This is a genomic window from Ralstonia sp. UNC404CL21Col, assembly GCF_000620465.1.
Taxonomy (GTDB): domain Bacteria; phylum Pseudomonadota; class Gammaproteobacteria; order Burkholderiales; family Burkholderiaceae; genus Ralstonia; species Ralstonia flatus.
This window is the reverse complement of record NZ_JIBE01000004.1, coordinates 1,103,466-1,120,071: the sequence shown is the minus strand read 5'-3', so window position 1 is coordinate 1,120,071 and position 16,606 is coordinate 1,103,466. Positions and strand designations below refer to the sequence as shown.

The window sequence follows — 16,606 nt, the reverse complement described above, 5'->3', positions numbered from 1 at the left end:
GGCCCCCGGCGCTAGAATGGTTGGTCCCTGCCTGTCGGGCCGGATCGAACAACCGTCGCCCTCCATCAACGCACCGCGGTTCTGAAACGCCTCCATGTGGATTGTCCAACTCGCGCTGCGAAGGCCGCTGACGTTCATCGTCCTCGCCCTGCTGATCCTGCTGGCGACGCCGTTTACGCTCATGCGTACGCCGACGGACATCTTTCCGGAAATCGACATTCCGGTCGCCAGCATCATCTGGAACTACAACGGGCTGCCTGCCAAGGAGATGGCCGACCGCATCGTGTCGGTCACGGAGCGCAGCCTGACGACCACCGTCAACGACATCGAGCACATCGAGTCGCAATCGTTGGGTGGCGTGTCGATCATCAAGGTCTTCTTCCAGCCCAACGCCAACATCCAGACCGCACTCGCGCAGATCGTGGCGAGCACGCAGGCGCAGGTGCGGCAGTTGCCGCCGGGCACCACGCCGCCGCTGGTGATCAAGTATTCGGCGTCGAGCATTCCGATCCTGCAACTGGGCCTGTCGAGCAACACGCTGTCGGAGCAGGAACTCAACGATGCGGCGGTGAACTTCCTGCGCCCGCGCCTGATCACGGTGCCGGGCATTGCCGTGCCGTTCCCGTATGGCGGCAAGAGCCGGCAGATCACGGTCGACCTCGACACGCAGAAGCTGCTGGCCCAGGGCCTGACGCCCGTGGATATCGTCAACGCCGTGGGCGCGCAGAACCTGATCCTGCCGGCCGGCACGCAAAAGATCGACGCCACCGAATACGGCGTCACGCTCAACGGCACGCCGGGCAGCATCGCCGCGCTCAACGCGATTCCGGTCAAGACGAGCAACGGCGCCACGCTCTATCTGGGTGACGTGGCCAATGTGCGCGACGGCTTCTCGCCGCAGACGAATGTGGTGCGTCAGGACGGCCAGCGCGGCGTGCTGCTCTCCATCCTGAAGAACGGCGGCGCATCGACGCTCGATATCGTCAACAACATCTACAAGCTCCTGCCGGCCGCGGCCGCCGTGTTGCCGCAAGACCTGAAGATCACGCCGCTGTTCGACCAGTCGCTGTTCGTGAAGGCCGCCATTGAAGGCGTGATCCGCGAGGCGCTGATCGCCGCATGCCTGACGGCCGCGATGATCCTGCTGTTCCTGGGCAACTGGCGCAGCACGGCCATCATTGCGGTGTCGATTCCGCTGTCGATTCTCTCGTCGATCATCGTGCTGCACCTGATCGGCGAGACCATCAACCTGATGACGCTGGGCGGCCTGGCGCTGGCGGTGGGGATTCTCGTGGACGACGCCACCGTCACCATCGAGAACATCGAGCGCCACCTGCACGAAGGCAAGGAGCCGATCACCGCGATCCTCGACGGCGCCGCCGAGATCGCCGTGCCGGCCTTCGTGTCGACCCTCTGCATCTGCATCGTCTTCGTGCCGATGTTCTTCCTCACGGGCGTAGCGCGCTACCTGTTCGTGCCGATGGCCGAAGCGGTGATCTTTGCGATGCTGGCTTCATACGTGCTTTCGCGCACGCTGGTGCCGACGCTGGTGATGATGCTCATGACCGGCCACACGCAAGACGCCCGGAAAGCCGACGCCAAACCGAGCACGTTCGGCCGCATCTACCGGGCATTCAACACGCAGTTCGAACACATGCGCGGCAACTATGCCGCCATCCTCGGCGGGCTGCTGGAATACCGCCGCGTGTTCGCACTGTCGTTCCTGGGCTTCTGCGTGGCGTCGTGCGCCCTGTACCTTGTGCTCGGGCGCGACTTCTTCCCGGATGTGGATGCCGGCCAGATCCGCCTGCACATGCGCGCGCCGTCGGGCTTGCGGATCGAAGAAACCGCACGGCTGGCCGATGAAGTGGAAACCGCCATCCGCGAGATCATTCCCAAGCAGGAGCTGTCGACCATCCTCGACAACCTCGGCGTGCCGAACTCGGGGATCAACCTGTCGTACAGCAACGCGGGCACCATCGGCACGCTCGACGGTGAAATCCTGATTGCCCTGCACGAGGGCGAGCGCAAACCCAGCGCGGAATACATCCGCCGCCTGCGCGAAGAACTGCCCAAACGCTTTCCGGGCGTGGAATTCGCGTTCCAGCCTGCAGACATCGTCAGCCAGATCCTGAACTTCGGTCTGCCGTCGGCCATCGACGTGCAATTCTCCGGCGCCGACGTGGCGACCAACCAGCAGCTTGCGGGCATTCTGGCCAACCGCATCAAGCAGATTCCTGGCGCGGTGGATACGCATGTGCACCAGCGTTTCGACCAGCCCACGCTCGCCTTGAACATGGATCGCACGCGCATCCAGCAGGTCGGCCTGGAAGGGCGTGACGTGGCGCAGAACCTGCTCGTGTCGCTCAGCTCAAGCTTCCAGACCTCGCCCACGTTCTGGCTCAACCCGATCAACGGTGTGGTGTACCAGGTGGCCGTCACCAGCCCGCAGTACCGCGTCGATTCGCTCGACGCACTGCTGCGCACGCCGGTGGCAAGCTCGCGCGGTGGCGCCGCACAGGCAGGCGGGCCGCAGTTGCTGGGCAACCTCGTGCAGGTGAGCCCTGCGGTGCAGCCGCAAGTGGTATCGCACTACGACATCACGCCGGTGGTGGACGTCTATGCCGCCGTGCAGGGCCGCGACCTGGGCGCCGTCGCCAAGGAAGTGCAGAAGGCCGTCGACGACATCCGCCCGAAGCTGCCACGCGGCGCGCAGATTACGGTGCGCGGTCAGGTGAAGACGATGGAATCGTCGTTCCTCGGCTTGGGGCTCGGCCTCGTCATGGCGATCGTGCTGGTGTACCTGCTGATCGTCGTGAACTTCCAGTCGTGGATCGACCCGCTCATCATCGTGACCGCACTGCCGGCGGCGCTGGCGGGCATCGCGTGGATGCTGTTCGTGACGGGGACGACGCTGTCGGTGCCCTCGCTCACGGGGGCAATCATGACGATGGGCGTGGCGACGGCCAACTCGATCCTGCTGATCTCTTTTGCGCGCGAGCGCCTGGCCGAAGGCATCGCGCCGGTGCAGGCCGCGCTCGAAGCCGGCGCCACCCGCCTGCGTCCGGTGCTGATGACGGCGCTGGCGATGATCATCGGCATGGTGCCCATGGCGTTGGGCCTCGGCGAGGGCGCAGAGCAGAACGCGCCGCTGGGGCGCGCGGTGATCGGCGGTCTGCTGTTCGCGACCGTCTCGACCCTTTTCTTTGTTCCGGTGGTGTTTGCCAGCGTGCACGACAGATTGCAGCGGCGCGCCGCCCGGCGTAGTGACGATTTGCGGGGAAGCGAAGGACATGTCTGAGCAAACATCCAGTGCCCATCCTGGGGCGCATTCCGGGCATCCCGCGGACGGCCCGCCGCACCACGTCGTCACCGTCGACCCGATCGAACAGGTGGACCGCGCGCCGGCCATGCGCCGTGCACGCTGGGTCGTGATCGTCGTGGTGGTTCTGCTGGCGCTGGGCGCTGGGCGCACGCTGGTCAGCCGCTACTACAACGCGCATGCGCTGGAGCGTCAGGTGAGCGCGCAGACCAGCCGCTACGTCACCACCACTGCACCCAAACCGGCCAACGCCAGCCGCGAGCTGACGCTGCCGGGCACGCTGCAGGGCTACGTTGAATCGCCCATCTATGCCCGCACCAGCGGCTACGTGCTGCGCTGGTTCAAGGACATCGGCGCCCATGTGGACAAGGGCGAAGTGCTGGCGCTGCTCGACACGCCCGAAGTCGACCAGGAACTGAACCAGGCACAAGCCACACGCAACCAGGCCGCCGCACGCAAGGCGCTGGCGCAGACCTCGCTCACGCGCTGGCAGAACCTGCGTCAGAAAGACGCCGTCTCGCAACAGGAACTGGACGAGCGCACCAGCGCCGCCAACCAGGCCCAGGCCGACCTGGCCGCCGCCGAAGCCAACGTGCGCCGCCTGCAGGAGCTGCAAGGTTTCCGCCGCGTGGTGGCGCCGTTTGCGGGTGTGGTGACCAAGCGCAATGTCGATGTCGGCACGCTGGTCAATGCCGGCAACGCGGGCGCCAACCGCGAGCTGTTCACGCTGGCGCAGACCGATCCGCTGCGCATCTACCTGTATGTGCCGCAGGCGTATTCGCAGCAGGTGAAGGTTGGACAGGACGTGGCTGTCACGCTGTCGGAGCTGCCCGGCCAGACCTTCCACGGCACCATCGCACGCGCCTCGGGCGCCATCGACGCCACGACCCGCACCATGCAGGTGGAAGTGCAGCTGCCCAACAAGGACGGCCGCCTGCTGCCGGGTGCGTACGTGCAGGTCGCCATCAAGGGCAAATCGTCCGGCGATAGTGCGAGCGCGAGCGCCAGCGCGCAGGGCACCTACCTCGTGCCGACGAACACGCTGCTCTTCCGCAAGGAAGGCCCGCGCATCGCCATCGCAGAAAACGGCCGCGTCGACCTGCGCCCTGTCACCATCGGGCGCGACTACGGCCGCACGGTGGAAATCGTCTCGGGCCTCAAGCCCAACGACGCGCTGATCCTCAACCCGGCGGATTCCATCGAGCAAGGCGAGGCGGTGACCATCGTCACGCCCGCGCCGGCTTCGGCACCGGCGGCATCGGCGCCGCGCGCATCATGATGGGTCGACCGCGGTTGCGCTCTGCCGCGCTGGCGGCTTGGCTGATCGTCTCGCTGGCCGGCTGTTCGCTGGCACCGACGTACGAGCGCCCCGCCATGGACGTGCCGGCGCACTGGCAGACCGAAGCACCGTGGCGCGCCGCGCAACCCGCCGATGCAACGCCCAAAGGCCCGTGGTGGCAGCGCTTCAACGATCCACAGCTCGACAGGCTGATCACAAAGGCGCTGCAGGAAAACCAATCGCTCAAGGTTGCGCTGTCGAACCTGGAGCAGGCACAGGCGCAGACGCGCTTGGCACGCGCCAGCCTGCTGCCGACCATCACGGCCACCAACAACGACACGCGCACGCGCACCTCGTCGGAACGGCCGCTTTCGTCGTACACCAGTCCGACCATGTCGACCGTGCAAAGCGATTTCGTGGTGCGCGCCGACGTAAGTTACGAAGCGGATCTGTTCGGCCGCGTGCGCAACACCGTCGCCAACGCGGCGGCGAGCGAAGCGCAGGCCGGCGCCAATGCCGAGAACTTCCGCCTGCTGCTGGCCGCGCAGGTCGCCACCACCTGGTACAACCTGCGCGAGACCGATGCGGAAATCGCCGTGGTGCAGGAAGGGCTGGCGCTGCAGCGCAAGGCGCTCGATTTCGTCACCTCACGGCATCAGGACGGCGTGGCATCGGGGCTCGATCTGGCGCAGCAACAGGCGCTGGTCGACAGCACCGCCACGCAGGCCGAACTGCTGACCAAGCAACGCGCGCAGTACGAGCACGCGCTGGCCACATTGGTCGGCACACCGGCGCCTGCGTTCCATCTCGACTCGAACCCGCTCAAGGGCACGGCGCCACAGATTCCGGTGGCGCTGCCGTCCGACGTCATCGAACGCCGCCCCGACGTGGCCGCCGCTGAACGCGGGGCCGCTGCTGCCAACGCGCAAGTCGGCGTGGCGCGCGCAGCGTTCTTCCCGAGCGTGATGCTCAACGGCGGCGCCGGTTGGGAAAGCCGCGATCTGGCGCTGCTGTTTTCTGCGCCGACGCTGCTGTGGTCGTTCGGCACGCAGATCGCCCAGACGGTGTTTGACGCCGGCCGCACGCGGGCGCGCGTGGACATTGCCAACGCCGCCTACCAAGGTGCGATCGCCAACTACCGCCAGACGGTGCTGGGCGCGCTGCAGGAAGTCGAAGATGGTCTGGCCGGACTGCAATCGCTGGACCGTGCCGCAAGCCAGGCGCGCCACGCCGTGGAAAGCGCCCGCAAGGTCTACGACATTGCCAGCGCGCGCTATGAGGGCGGTTTGGCAACGTCGTTGGACGTGATCACCGCGCAGCAGTCGCTGTTGAACAACCAGCGCACGGCGGTGCAGATTCTCGGCCAGCAGATGACGACGAGCGTGTTCCTCGTCAAGGCGGTAGGCGGGGATTGGAACCACGTGATGGCCCCGCCCACGCCCACGTCCACGCCAACGGCCAACCGTTAAGCCTCAGGCAACGGCGCGCAGGAAGCGCGCGCCCACAAACAGCCCGGCCAGCCAGCTCAACGTCAGCGCCACGGCAACGAGCAACTCAAGCAGCGCGGTCGCATCGCCCGGCACGCTCATCGCCACCGCAATCACTGCGGCCATCAACGCAGCCGCCGCGAACAGGCTGACCAGCAGCGCGCCCAAACCCGATGCGAGTGTGCGTACAAGCGGCGGATGCACATGCGCCGGCGGACACAGCACAGCCATGCGCGCCCGCACATATGCGGTGGTGCGCGCCCCATCGGTGGCCTCGGCGTGATGGCGCATCACGTGCATCCAGGTTTGCGTGTCGAGCACGCCGGAACTGAGTTCCTGCGTCACGCGGCGCAGCGCAGCGCGTTCGCGCGCATGGTCGGTGGCGTCAGACGGCGTTTCGTTCGGGTTCAGCCTGTCGAACACGGCCGGCGCGGCGGCCGGATCGCTCGCGCGTACCTCGTGCCGGTACGTCACGCGCACGCGGCGGGAGCGGGCGAGATACGCGAGCGTCCCGACCGGCACCAACACCTCCGCCGCCAGCAACAGCGCAAGCGGCCATCCCGCCGACGTGGCGCCGGATGCCTGCACGGCCCACGCCTTGATCCCACCGCTCATGCCCAGCGTGGCGGCCAACTGCAGCAGGCAATATCCCAGCCAAACCCACGGAAACCAGCGCACACGCAAGAACGCCACCACCACCAGCCCCAACGGAAACGCCAGCCCCGCCAGCGCCGGCAGCGACCGTGCCGCGCCGTCGCCCGTCTCGCCCGACATCAGCACCATGGCCATCGCCAGCACCACCACCAACGCGGGCAGCGTGTTCAGCCACAGCAGCGTCACCAGCCAGCCGCGAACGCCATACAGCCGATGCGCCCGCGCACGCGCCGCCGATATCGCAATCCAACTTCCTTGCATGAAGCTCCTCATCCGGGTCCGCCACGCGGCGCGCCGGGGCGCGGCATGGACTTCTGAATTTCGGCGATTGTGTCATCGGGGCAAAGCGGGTGCCCCCCTCTAGAGTGGGGGCGGCCGCACATTGTCGTCAATGTCTGGGCCGACCCAATGCCGACAAGGGATTGCGGGTGATTAGTTGTTCTTAAATCAGATGTTGAAATCACTGAGTGTTGTATCGGCGCCTTATGTGGGCGCATTCGCCGGCAACGGCCCGCATGTCCGCCGCACATACCGGTCGGAACCATTTGCATGTGATGTGTGCGACGAGGCTTCTTACACTCGCTGCAACCTCACAGGAAGCCGATATGCGCCCACACCGTCTGCCGCAGTGCCTGCTGTCCGCCCTCACCCTGAGCCTTGCGCTTGCCGGCCCAGCCCGTGCCGCGCCGGAGCCTGAACCACTCGACATCCTGATCCGCAACGGCACGGTGGTCGACGGCAGCGGCGGCGCACCCTTCGTGGCCGACGTGGGCATCCGCAATGACCGCATCGTGCTGGTGCAGCCCTCCGCCACGGGCGTGCCGGCAAAAACGGTGCTCGACGCGCGCGGGCTGGTGGTGACGCCAGGCTTTATCGATCCGCATACGCACGCCTATCACAACCTCATCTCCAAAGACCGGCACCAGAACCTGCCGTACCTGCTGCAAGGCGTGACGACGGTGGTGATCGGCAACGACGGCATCGTGCTCGAAGGCGACGGGCCGGATCTCGACCGCATCGGGCCGACGCTCAAGGCGCTCGACGCCAACCGCATCGGCACCAACGTGGCCATGCTGGTGGGCCACAACGCCGTGCGCCACCGCGTGATGGGCGACGTGGCGCGCGCACCCACCGCTGATGAACTCAAGACCATGCAAGCCCTGATGGAAGACGGCATGCGCGACGGCGCATTCGGCATGTCGACGGGCCTCGTGTATACGCCGGGCGTGTTCGCCAAAACCGACGAGGTGGTCGCGCTGGCCAAGACCGTGGCCGCGCGTGGCGGCATCTACGACACGCATCTGCGCGACGAGGGCAACTTTCGCACCGGCCTCGTCAACGCCGTGAAGGAGGCGTTGGACATCGGCCAGCAGTCCGGCATCCCGATCCACATCTCGCACATCAAGGCGCTGGGCGTGGATTCGTGGGGCAAGAGCGCCGAGATCATCAGCCTGATTCGGCAGGCGCAGGCCAACGGCATGAACGTATCGGCAAGCCAGTATCCGTACACGGCGTCGAGCACGCACATCATTCCGGCGCTGGTGCCGGGCTGGGCGCGCGACGGCGGCAACGACGCGCTGCTCAAGCGGCTAGAAGACCCCGCCACGCGCGCGCGCATTGCCACCGACATGGAAAAGGCCATGCAACAGCGCAACGGGCCGGCGGCGCAGGTGCTGATCTCCGCCAACCCCGAATACAACGGGCAGTCGCTCGAGGCGCTGGGCAAGCAGCTCGGCGTGAGCCCCGTCGATGCGGCCATCAGCGTGATCCAGCACGGCGGCACGAACATCGTGTCGTTCAACATGAGCGATGCCGACCTGGAAGCGTTCATGAAGCAGGACTTCGTCGTGGGCGGCTCCGATGGCATTGCCGGACACCCGCGCGAAGCCGGCACCTTCGCACGCCGCATCGGCGAATACGTCACGCGCAAGCACGTGATGACGGTGCCGTTTGCCATCCGCCAGGCCAGCGCCCGCACGGCCGAAATCTTCGGCATCAAAGACCGCGGCACCGTGCAGGCAGGCAAGTTTGCCGACCTGGTCGTCTTCGACCCCGCCACCTACGCCGACCGCGCCAGCTATGAACAGCCTGGGCTGCCGCCCGTGGGCGTGCGCTGGGTGCTCGTCAACGGCACGGTGGCCGTGGCCGATGGCAAGGCGGTGCCGGATGTGCTGGCGGGGCGAGCCTTACGCAAATAAACAGGCGACGCCACGCGGCGACGCAGCTCAGATCACGTCGCCGAGTTCACGCACGTCCGTGCCGGTGCAGCACGCCAGTATCTCGGCGTCTTCCTTGCTGACGGACAGATAGACGTGGCCGACTGCGCTATCGAAGTACAGGCTGTCGCCCGGCGTCAGGCGAAAGGCGTCGCCGTTCTCGAAGCGCAGTTCGATCTCGCCGCCCAGCACGAAGACGAACTCCTCTCCGGGGTGGCGGATGTAATCGGGAAAGTCGTCGACCGAGCGCGCGCGGATGTGTGCGCGCATCGGCAGCATGCGTTTGCCGGTCAGCGCGTCGGCCAGCATGCCGTATTCGTAGTTCGGCGTGTCGTAAATGACCTGACCGCCCGATGGCGTGAAGGTCGGCCGCAGCGGGCCGGCATCGGGCGTGCGGCGCCGGCCGAGCAGTTGCTCGAACTCGAGCCCCAATGCCTGCGCCAGGCCGGCAAACTTCTCATAGGTGAGGGCAATATCGCCGCGCTCGGCTTTGGAAATGGTGGACAGCGCCACGCCAGAACGCTCCGACAGCTCCTGCAGCGTCAGCCCGCGCGCCTTGCGCGCCTCGCGGATGCGCGCCCCCACCTCCTGGTGATTGAGCTGCGCCGGTGCCTCGTCGATTGAATGGGGCTGGATAGCCGCTTTTGCGCTCGATGCCACGCACGTCTCCGGGTTTTCTCGTATACGAGAATTTGATTTTTCTCGTATACGATAACTCAAACCCTCCCCAGCCTCCAACCCAGGAGAGCCGCCCGTGTCGACCCTCGCCCTCGACAGCCGCCCCGCGCTGTCACGCACGCAAGTCATTGCCGCTACCACCATCGGCACAGCGCTGGAGTTTTACGACTTCACCATCTACAGCTACTTCGCCATCCAGATCGGGCAACTGTTCTTTCCATCGGCATCGCCGGTGAACCAGTTCCTGTTGTCGATCGGGGTGTTTGGCGTCGGCTTTGTGGTGCGGCCGCTGGGCGGCGTGATCATCGGCGCGTATGCCGACCGCGCCGGGCGCAAGAAGGCGATGGTGCTGACCATCATGATGATGGCGCTGTCGTGCGCGCTCATCGCCACGGCACCCACGTATGCCACGGCGGGCATCTTCGCGCCGATGATCGTGCTGGCCGCGCGCCTGATGCAGGGCTTTGCAGCCGGCGGCGAATTCGGACCCGGCACCACGTTGCTGGTCGAATACGCAAGCGATCGCACGCGGGCATTCTTTGCGAGCTGGAACTTTGCGGCAACCGCGCTGGGCCTCGCGCTGGGCGCGGCGGTCGCCACGCTCATCAACGTGACGCTCTCCAAGGAGGCGGTGCTCGCCTGGGGCTGGCGGCTGCCGTTCCTGCTGGGCATTTTTGCAGCGCCGGCCGGCATGCTGATCCGCCGCCGGCTGGAAGAGACGCTCGACCGCCGCGATGCGGCACCAAGCCCCGCCAAGCCGCAAGGCGCGCTCAAGGCTGCGCTCACCACGCATCTGAAGCTGACCATTCTCGGCACGTTTGCGGAGCTGGGCGGCTCGGTGTCGGTGTACATCACCGCGTTCTTCCTGCCGAGCCACGCGGTGCGCACACTGCATATGTCGCCCACCGCGGCGGTGGCTTCTGGCGTGGTCAGCTCGCTCGTGCTGTTTGTGGCCGCGCCGATTGCCGGGCGCCTCGCCGATCGCTACACGCGCAAGCGCCTCTTGGTCACGTCGCGCATCATCATGCTGCTAGCGGTGTACCCGGCGTTTGCCTTCCTGGGCGCGCATCCGACGCCGCTGGCACTGTATGCGGTATCTGCCTTGCTGGCGGTGTTCGTGGCCGCGCAGATCGTGCCGGTGCTGGTGATGATTCCGGAGCTGTTTCCCAAGCATGTACGCGCCACCGGCATTGCACTCACCTATGTGGTGAGCGCATCGTTCTTCGGCGGCTTCTCACCGTTCATCGCGAGCTGGCTGGTGGAGCGCACCGGCAACCCACTGGCGCCGGCGTGGTACGTGGCCGCCGCATGCCTCGTGTCATTGGTGCCGGTGATCTGGCTGCGGGACCGCACGGGCGAAGCGCTTTAAAGGGAATGTCCATGTCGCACAACGAACAACTTGTCAGCCTGTCTGCGGTGGAACTGCGCCGGCTGATCGGTGCCAAGGAAATCTCGCCCGTCGAGCTGCTCGACGCCTGCATCGACCGCATCGAAGCCATCAACCCTGCCGTCAACGCCGTCACGGCGACGTGCTTTCCGCAGGCACGCGAAGCCGCAAAAGCCGCAGAGCGCGCCGTGCTCAATGGCGAACCGCTCGGCCTGCTGCATGGCCTGCCGCTGGGCGTGAAGGATCTGGAAGACACAGCGGGCTTGCTGACGACGTATGGCTCGCCCACCGCGCGCAGCAACGTGCCGACGCAGGATGTGTTGCTGGTCGAGCGTCTGCGCGCCGCGGGCGCCGTGCTGGTGGCCAAGACCAACGTGCCGGAGTTTGGTGCCGGCGCCAACACGCGCAACCCCGTGTGGGGTGCGACAGGCAACCCGTTCAACCCGATGTTGAATGCGGGCGGCTCTTCGGGCGGCGCGGCGGCGGCGCTGGCGTGCGACATGCTGCCCGTCTGCACGGGCTCCGACACCGGCGGCTCGCTGCGCATTCCGGCATCCAAATGCGGCGTGGTGGGCTTTCGGCCATCGCCGGGGCTGGTACCGAATTCACGCAAGAAGCTCGGCTGGACGCCCATTTCGGTGGTCGGCCCGATGGGGCGCACGGTAGCCGAAGCGTGCCTGCAATTGGCCGCCACGGCTGGATTGTCGGCAAGCGATCCACTCAGCTTCCACGTCGATCCGCTGAGCTTTCTCACGCCCGCGCCGCTCGACCTCTCCACGCTGCGCGTCGGCTGGACGGAAGACTTCGGCTGCTGCGATGTCGATGCCAGCATCCGTGCGGTCTTCCGCGAACGCATTGCCGCCATCGCGCCGATGTTCCGCTCATGTGAACCCGTGCAGTTCGACTTGGGTGAGGTGCACCGCTGCTTTGATGTGATCCGCGCAGAGAGCTTCGTCGCCGGCCTGCACGATGCCTATGTGCGCGACCCGGCGTCGATCGGGCCGAACTCGCGCGCCAACTACGAGCTGGGCGCCGCCATGACGCTTGCCGATTGTGCGTGGGCGCAGGCGGAACAGACGCGCATCCTCACGCGCTTCCAAGCGGCGTTCGGCCAGTACGACGTGATCCTCTCGCCAACGACGCCGGTGTCGCCGTTTCCGTGGAGCGCGCTGTATGCCACGCACATCGATGGGCGTGCGCAAGAGAACTATTACCGCTGGCTGGCACTGACGTACGTCGTCACGCTGACCACGCACCCCGCGCTGTCATTGCCGTGCGGCGTTGACCACGCCAGCATGCCGTTCGGCCTGCAGATCGTCGGGCCCTTCCACGGAGACCGCAAAACGCTAGCCGTGGCACATGCGCTCGAGCAGGCTTTCGACGCGTCTGCTACGCTGCGGCGGCCGCGTCCGGACCTCGCGAAACTCGCGCAGCCGACGCCGGCACTCCAATCCATCGTCACCGCGCCGCCGGTGTTCGATGCCGCCACAAGCGGCATGGGCACCTCCGCCGTCTGAACCTACAACGGACCTCTTCCCGACATGACCGATATCCAACGCTTCCACACCAACGCCCGCATGAGCCAGATCGTGATCGCCAACGGCATCGTGCATCTGGCCGGCCAAGTGCCTGACAGCGACTTCAAGTCGATCACCGAGCAGACCAACAACATCCTCGCGCGCATCGACGCCTTGCTGGCTGAAGCGGGTGTCGACAAGACGCGTCTGATCTCCGCCAACATCTGGCTGACCGACGCCAAGCACTTCGCCGAGCTGAACGCCGCGTGGGAAGCGTGGGTGCCGGCCGGCCACGCGCCTACGCGCGCCTGCGTGCAGTCGGGCCTGATGCGCCCGGGCATCGATGTGGAAATCGCCGTCACGGCGCTGGCCAAGGGTTAAGGAGCCAGCCGCCATGCGCTTTGACACCCTTGTGCTGGGCGCCGGCATTGTCGGCGTATCGGTGGCGGTGCATCTGCAGAAACGCGGGCGCGCCGTCGCGCTGGTCGACCGCCGTGCGCCGGGCTTTGAGACGTCGTTCGGCAATGCCGGGCTGATTCAGCGCGAGGGTGTGTATCCGTATGCGTTTCCGCGCGACCTGTCGACGTTGTTGCGTTATGCGGGCAACACGTCGGCAGACGTGCATTACCACCTCGGCGACCTGCCCCGGTTGCTGCCGTTTCTGTGGCAGTACTGGCGCAACTCGCACCCCACGCGGCACGCGGCGATTGCGCGTGCGTATGCGCCGCTGATCGCGCTCAGCGTGAGCGAGCACCGCGCGCTGGCCGAAGCCGCCGGCGCCACGCATCTGATCCGGCCCAGCGGCTGGATCAAGGTCTTCCGCAATGCCGCCACGCAAGACAAGGAAACGCGCAACGTCGAGCGCTGGCAACGCGAATACGGCGTCTCGTTTGAAGCGCTTGACCCGGCGCGCCTGCGCAGCGTTGAACCGCATCTGGACACATCGCTGCTCGGCGGCCTGCGTTATACGGAAGCGGATTCCGTGAGCGACCCGAACGCGCTGGTCACGGCCTACGCAAGGTATTTCGAGCAACTCGGCGGCCGCCTGTTTGAAGCCGATGCCAACACGCTCACGCCCAACGCGCCATGGCTGCTGCAAACCAAGCACGGCGAGCTGCGCGCAGACAACGTCGTCATCGCCATGGGCCCCTGGGCGGACGTCCTCACCTCGCGCCTGGGCTACAGCCTGCCGCTGGCCGTCAAGCGCGGGTACCACATGCACTACGCACCCGCGCAAGGTGCGCAGTTGAACCATCCCGTGCTCGATGCAGACGGCGGTTATGTGCTGGCACCGATGGCGCGCGGCATCCGGCTGACGACGGGCGCGGAACTCGCACACCGCGATGCTCCGAAGACGCCCGTGCAGCTCAACGCCGTCGAGCCCGTCGCCCGCAAGCTCTTTCCGCTGGCCGAACGTGTGGATGCGGAACCCTGGATGGGCGCACGCCCCTGCACGCCCGACATGCTGCCGATCATCGGACCGGCGCCGCACCACGCAAACATGTGGTTCGCGTTCGGCCATGCACACCACGGCTTGACGTTGGGGCCCATCACCGGGCGCTTAATTGCGGAAATGATGATGGGCGAAACACCGGCTGTGGATGTTCGCCCGTTCCGTGCTCAGCGGTTCTGGGATTCAGCGGGCTAGTTCCATCCGCGCGGGTGCGGGGCGGGTATTTGATCGGCAGGCCATCGTCACGCCGGTCCTTCGGCGCCCTCGCCCGCCTAAAACTCCATATCCAGCTCATCGATATCTGCCTGCTCAGCCTTCGCCCCGGCAATCCATTCGGCGACGTGCGGGTGCTCGAGCACGCGCAGGCAGTACTCGGCAATCTCCGGATCGAGCTTGACGTCATAGGTCAGGAATCGCATGACGACTGGCGCGTACATCGCGTCGGCCATGCTGATCTCGCCAAACAGCCAGGGGCCGCCGTACTGGGCCAGGCATTCGCGCCAGATGAGCGTGATGCGCTCGATGTCGTGCTGCGCGCGGGACCAGATGCGGAAGTTCGGAAAATGTGCGCGCAGATTCATCGGCAGTGCCGAGCGCAGTGCGCTGAAGCCCGAATGCATCTCGCCGCAGATCGCTCGGCAATGCGCGCGGGCATGTCGGTCGGCGGGCAGCAGCTTGGCCTCGGGGCGGAGTTCGTTGAGGTATTCGGCAATCGCCAGCACGTCCCACACCTTGCGGCCTTCGTGCGTGAGGCACGGCACCAGGATCGACGGCGACAGCAGCAGCAATTCCGCGCGCGATGAGGCGTCGATCGGAACGCTCACCGTCTCGAAAGGCAGGCCGCTGAGCTTGGCGAGGAGCCAGCCGCGCATCGACCACGACGAATAGTTGCGACTGCTGATCGTCAGCGTTGTCAGGTCGACGGATTTCATATCGGTCCCCGGTAGTCCCCGTTTTCCAATCAGGTGCATGACCGGCGCCAGGCACCTTGCCGGTGCGCTGGTTGCACCCGCGCGCTGCAAAGACGCGTGCCACGCCGCACCCCGCGTGGATGCCGCGCAAAGCCTGTGCCAGTCATCATCAGCGCGGATGCGGTTTGGCGCCCACGGGCATGTGAGTTGGCACATGTATTGCCTGCTTCGTTCCACCGGCCTTGACGTGTCTTGCGACGCCATCACGGAAGCTGCCATGAACCTGCTCGCGTATCCCCTCTACCAGTGGCTGTCCGAATGCCTGCGGCCCGCGCGTGCATGGGCCTCGTTCTCGCGGCTGGCGATGGCGCAGTGGCCACAGTCGACCGAGCATCCCACTGCCCGGGCAGTGGATGCGTGGCTCGAACTGCTGGAGTGCAGCGCGATCACGCACCGCCGCCCATCGTTCGGTATCGACAGCGTCGAGGTCGACGGCCGCGTGGTCCCGATCGTGGAAGAGACCGCGATGCAAACGCCGTTCGGCACCCTCGTGCACTTCCGCAAGACCGCGCCCACGCCGCAACCGCGCGTGCTGGTTGCCGCGCCCTTGTCCGGGCACTTCGCCACGCTGCTGCGCGGCACGCTGCGCACGATGCTGGCCGATCACGACGTGTACGTGACGGACTGGCACAACGCGCGCGACATTCCGGTGTCAGCCGGGCGCTTCGGCTTCGATGAATACGTCGGCCACCTGATCGATTTCATCCGCCACATCGGCCCCGACGCACACGTACTGGCCATCTGCCAGCCGACCGTGGCCGCGCTCTCGGCGGTCTCCCTGCTGGCCGCCGACAACGACCCCGCGCAGCCCGCCAGCCTCACCCTCATGGCCGGCCCCATCGATTGCCGCGTGGGCCCCACCGCGGTGAATGCGTTGGCCAACAGCAAACCGATCGAATGGTTCGAGAAGAACCTGATCGGCGTTGTGCCGCCCGGCTTTGCTGGCGAGCAGCGCCGCGTGTATCCGGGCTTCGTGCAGTTGAGCGCGTTCATGTCGATGAATTCGGAACGCCACGTGCAGTCGTTTGAAGAGATGTATTACCAGCGCGCCAAGGGCGACCCTGCCAAGGCCGACACGATCCGCGCCTTCTACGACGAATATCTCGCCACGTGCGACCTCACCGCCGAGTTCTATCTGGAAACGGTCGAGAAGGTCTTTCAGCAATACGCATTGCCGCGCGGCGAGTTGATGGTCGGCGGTCGGCTGGTCGAACCGGCGGCGATCCATCGCACCGCGCTGCTGACGGTCGAGGGCGAGAAGGACGACATCTGCGCGGTCGGGCAGACCGTCGCCGCGCAGGACCTGTGCTCGGGGCTGCCGCCCTACCTGAAGACGCACCATGTGCAGGCCGGTGCGGGCCACTACGGCGTGTTCAACGGCAGCAAATGGGAAAAACAGATCTACCCGATCGTGCGCGCCACCATCCACGACAACGAGCCCTTCGACGCCAGCACCACCGCCAGTGACGAAGACAACGCGCACCGCGTCACGCTGCGGGCGCTGCTCGATGCGCGAACGTCGAGCCAGGCCGCCACCCGCCGACGCTCGCGCAAGATGGCGCTCACGCACTGACTGTCAGCGAGGCGTCATTCAGCGGGGCGAGTATCGAAGCGGGGCAGGTCATTCTCCATCGATGTTGAT

12 protein-coding genes are annotated in these 16,606 nt (G+C 66.3%); 9 read left to right on the top strand and 3 right to left on the bottom strand.

Annotation, left to right across the window (positions count from 1 at the left end; all coding sequences use genetic code 11):
- The first annotated feature begins 94 nt into the window (after window positions 1-94).
- Genes N511_RS0113055 through N511_RS0113045 form a run of 3 tightly spaced genes read left to right on the top strand, consistent with a single transcriptional unit; the run spans window position 95 to window position 6,070 of the window.
- Window positions 95-3,301, top strand: coding sequence for an efflux RND transporter permease subunit (locus tag N511_RS0113055; protein ID WP_027679711.1), 3,207 nt, complete (start codon window positions 95-97; stop codon window positions 3,299-3,301).
- Entirely contained in the window at window positions 3,294-4,601 is a 1,308-nt protein-coding gene (locus N511_RS0113050; protein WP_027679710.1) for an efflux RND transporter periplasmic adaptor subunit, read from the top strand. Before N511_RS0113055 ends, N511_RS0113050 begins: the two co-directional genes overlap by 8 nt.
- A complete protein-coding gene (locus N511_RS0113045) occupies window positions 4,601-6,070 on the top strand; it encodes an efflux transporter outer membrane subunit (RefSeq protein ID WP_027679709.1) in 1,470 nt (489 codons plus the stop codon). Before N511_RS0113050 ends, N511_RS0113045 begins: the two co-directional genes overlap by 1 nt.
- A gap of 3 nt (window positions 6,071-6,073) precedes the next feature.
- Here N511_RS0113045 and N511_RS0113040 read toward each other — a convergent pair whose 3' ends face one another.
- Window positions 6,074-7,003 carry a hypothetical protein gene (locus tag N511_RS0113040; RefSeq protein WP_027679708.1) on the bottom strand — a complete coding sequence of 310 codons (930 nt, stop codon included), beginning with the start codon at window positions 7,001-7,003 and terminating at the stop codon, window positions 6,074-6,076.
- A 344-nt stretch (window positions 7,004-7,347) separates the two neighbouring features.
- On the opposite strand from N511_RS0113040, the gene N511_RS0113035 reads away from it, so the two are divergent.
- Window positions 7,348-8,940 (top strand): N-acyl-D-amino-acid deacylase family protein, encoded by a 1,593-nt coding sequence (locus N511_RS0113035; protein WP_027679707.1) that lies wholly within the window; start codon window positions 7,348-7,350, stop codon window positions 8,938-8,940.
- A gap of 27 nt (window positions 8,941-8,967) precedes the next feature.
- Here N511_RS0113035 and N511_RS0113030 read toward each other — a convergent pair whose 3' ends face one another.
- A complete protein-coding gene (locus N511_RS0113030; RefSeq protein WP_037026654.1) occupies window positions 8,968-9,618 on the bottom strand; it encodes a helix-turn-helix domain-containing protein in 651 nt (216 codons plus the stop codon).
- 94 nt (window positions 9,619-9,712) lie between these two features.
- On the opposite strand from N511_RS0113030, the gene N511_RS0113025 reads away from it, so the two are divergent.
- From N511_RS0113025 to N511_RS0113010, 4 genes are read left to right on the top strand one after another with little or no spacing between them, the layout of a single operon-like run.
- Window positions 9,713-11,005: an MFS transporter gene (locus N511_RS0113025; RefSeq protein ID WP_027679705.1), complete on the top strand. Its 1,293-nt coding sequence runs from the start codon at window positions 9,713-9,715 to the stop codon at window positions 11,003-11,005.
- An 11-nt stretch (window positions 11,006-11,016) separates the two neighbouring features.
- Window positions 11,017-12,540 carry an amidase gene (locus tag N511_RS0113020; RefSeq protein ID WP_027679704.1) on the top strand — a complete coding sequence of 508 codons (1,524 nt, stop codon included), beginning with the start codon at window positions 11,017-11,019 and terminating at the stop codon, window positions 12,538-12,540.
- A gap of 24 nt (window positions 12,541-12,564) precedes the next feature.
- On the top strand, window positions 12,565-12,921 hold the full coding sequence (locus tag N511_RS0113015) for a RidA family protein (protein WP_027679703.1): 357 nt from the start codon (window positions 12,565-12,567) through the stop codon (window positions 12,919-12,921).
- Between the two features lie 13 nt (window positions 12,922-12,934).
- Window positions 12,935-14,188: an NAD(P)/FAD-dependent oxidoreductase gene (locus N511_RS0113010; RefSeq protein WP_027679702.1), complete on the top strand. Its 1,254-nt coding sequence runs from the start codon at window positions 12,935-12,937 to the stop codon at window positions 14,186-14,188.
- 77 nt (window positions 14,189-14,265) lie between these two features.
- On the opposite strand, the gene N511_RS0113005 is transcribed toward N511_RS0113010, so the two are convergent.
- Complete coding sequence (locus N511_RS0113005; RefSeq protein ID WP_027679701.1) at window positions 14,266-14,925, bottom strand: glutathione S-transferase family protein; 660 nt, start codon at window positions 14,923-14,925, stop codon at window positions 14,266-14,268.
- A 256-nt stretch (window positions 14,926-15,181) separates the two neighbouring features.
- Here N511_RS0113005 and N511_RS0113000 point away from each other — a divergent pair, with 256 nt between their 5' ends.
- Window positions 15,182-16,537, top strand: coding sequence for a polyhydroxyalkanoate depolymerase (locus N511_RS0113000; protein ID WP_027679700.1), 1,356 nt, complete (start codon window positions 15,182-15,184; stop codon window positions 16,535-16,537).
- Window positions 16,538-16,606 lie beyond the last annotated feature (69 nt).

Bases quoted from the DNA above. Each gene is read 5' to 3' on its own strand.
- N511_RS0113055 (WP_027679711.1), top strand. From the start codon at position 95: ATGTGGATTGTCCAACTCGCGCTGCGAAGGCCGCTGACGTTCATCGTC.
- N511_RS0113050 (WP_027679710.1), top strand. From the start codon at position 3,294: ATGTCTGAGCAAACATCCAGTGCCCATCCTGGGGCGCATTCCGGGCAT.
- N511_RS0113045 (WP_027679709.1), top strand. From the start codon at position 4,601: ATGGGTCGACCGCGGTTGCGCTCTGCCGCGCTGGCGGCTTGGCTGATC.
- N511_RS0113040 (WP_027679708.1), bottom strand. From the start codon at position 7,003: ATGCAAGGAAGTTGGATTGCGATATCGGCGGCGCGTGCGCGGGCGCAT.
- N511_RS0113035 (WP_027679707.1), top strand. From the start codon at position 7,348: ATGCGCCCACACCGTCTGCCGCAGTGCCTGCTGTCCGCCCTCACCCTG.
- N511_RS0113020 (WP_027679704.1), top strand. From the start codon at position 11,017: ATGTCGCACAACGAACAACTTGTCAGCCTGTCTGCGGTGGAACTGCGC.
- N511_RS0113015 (WP_027679703.1), top strand. From the start codon at position 12,565: ATGACCGATATCCAACGCTTCCACACCAACGCCCGCATGAGCCAGATC.
- N511_RS0113010 (WP_027679702.1), top strand. From the start codon at position 12,935: ATGCGCTTTGACACCCTTGTGCTGGGCGCCGGCATTGTCGGCGTATCG.
- N511_RS0113005 (WP_027679701.1), bottom strand. From the start codon at position 14,925: ATGAAATCCGTCGACCTGACAACGCTGACGATCAGCAGTCGCAACTAT.
- N511_RS0113000 (WP_027679700.1), top strand. From the start codon at position 15,182: ATGAACCTGCTCGCGTATCCCCTCTACCAGTGGCTGTCCGAATGCCTG.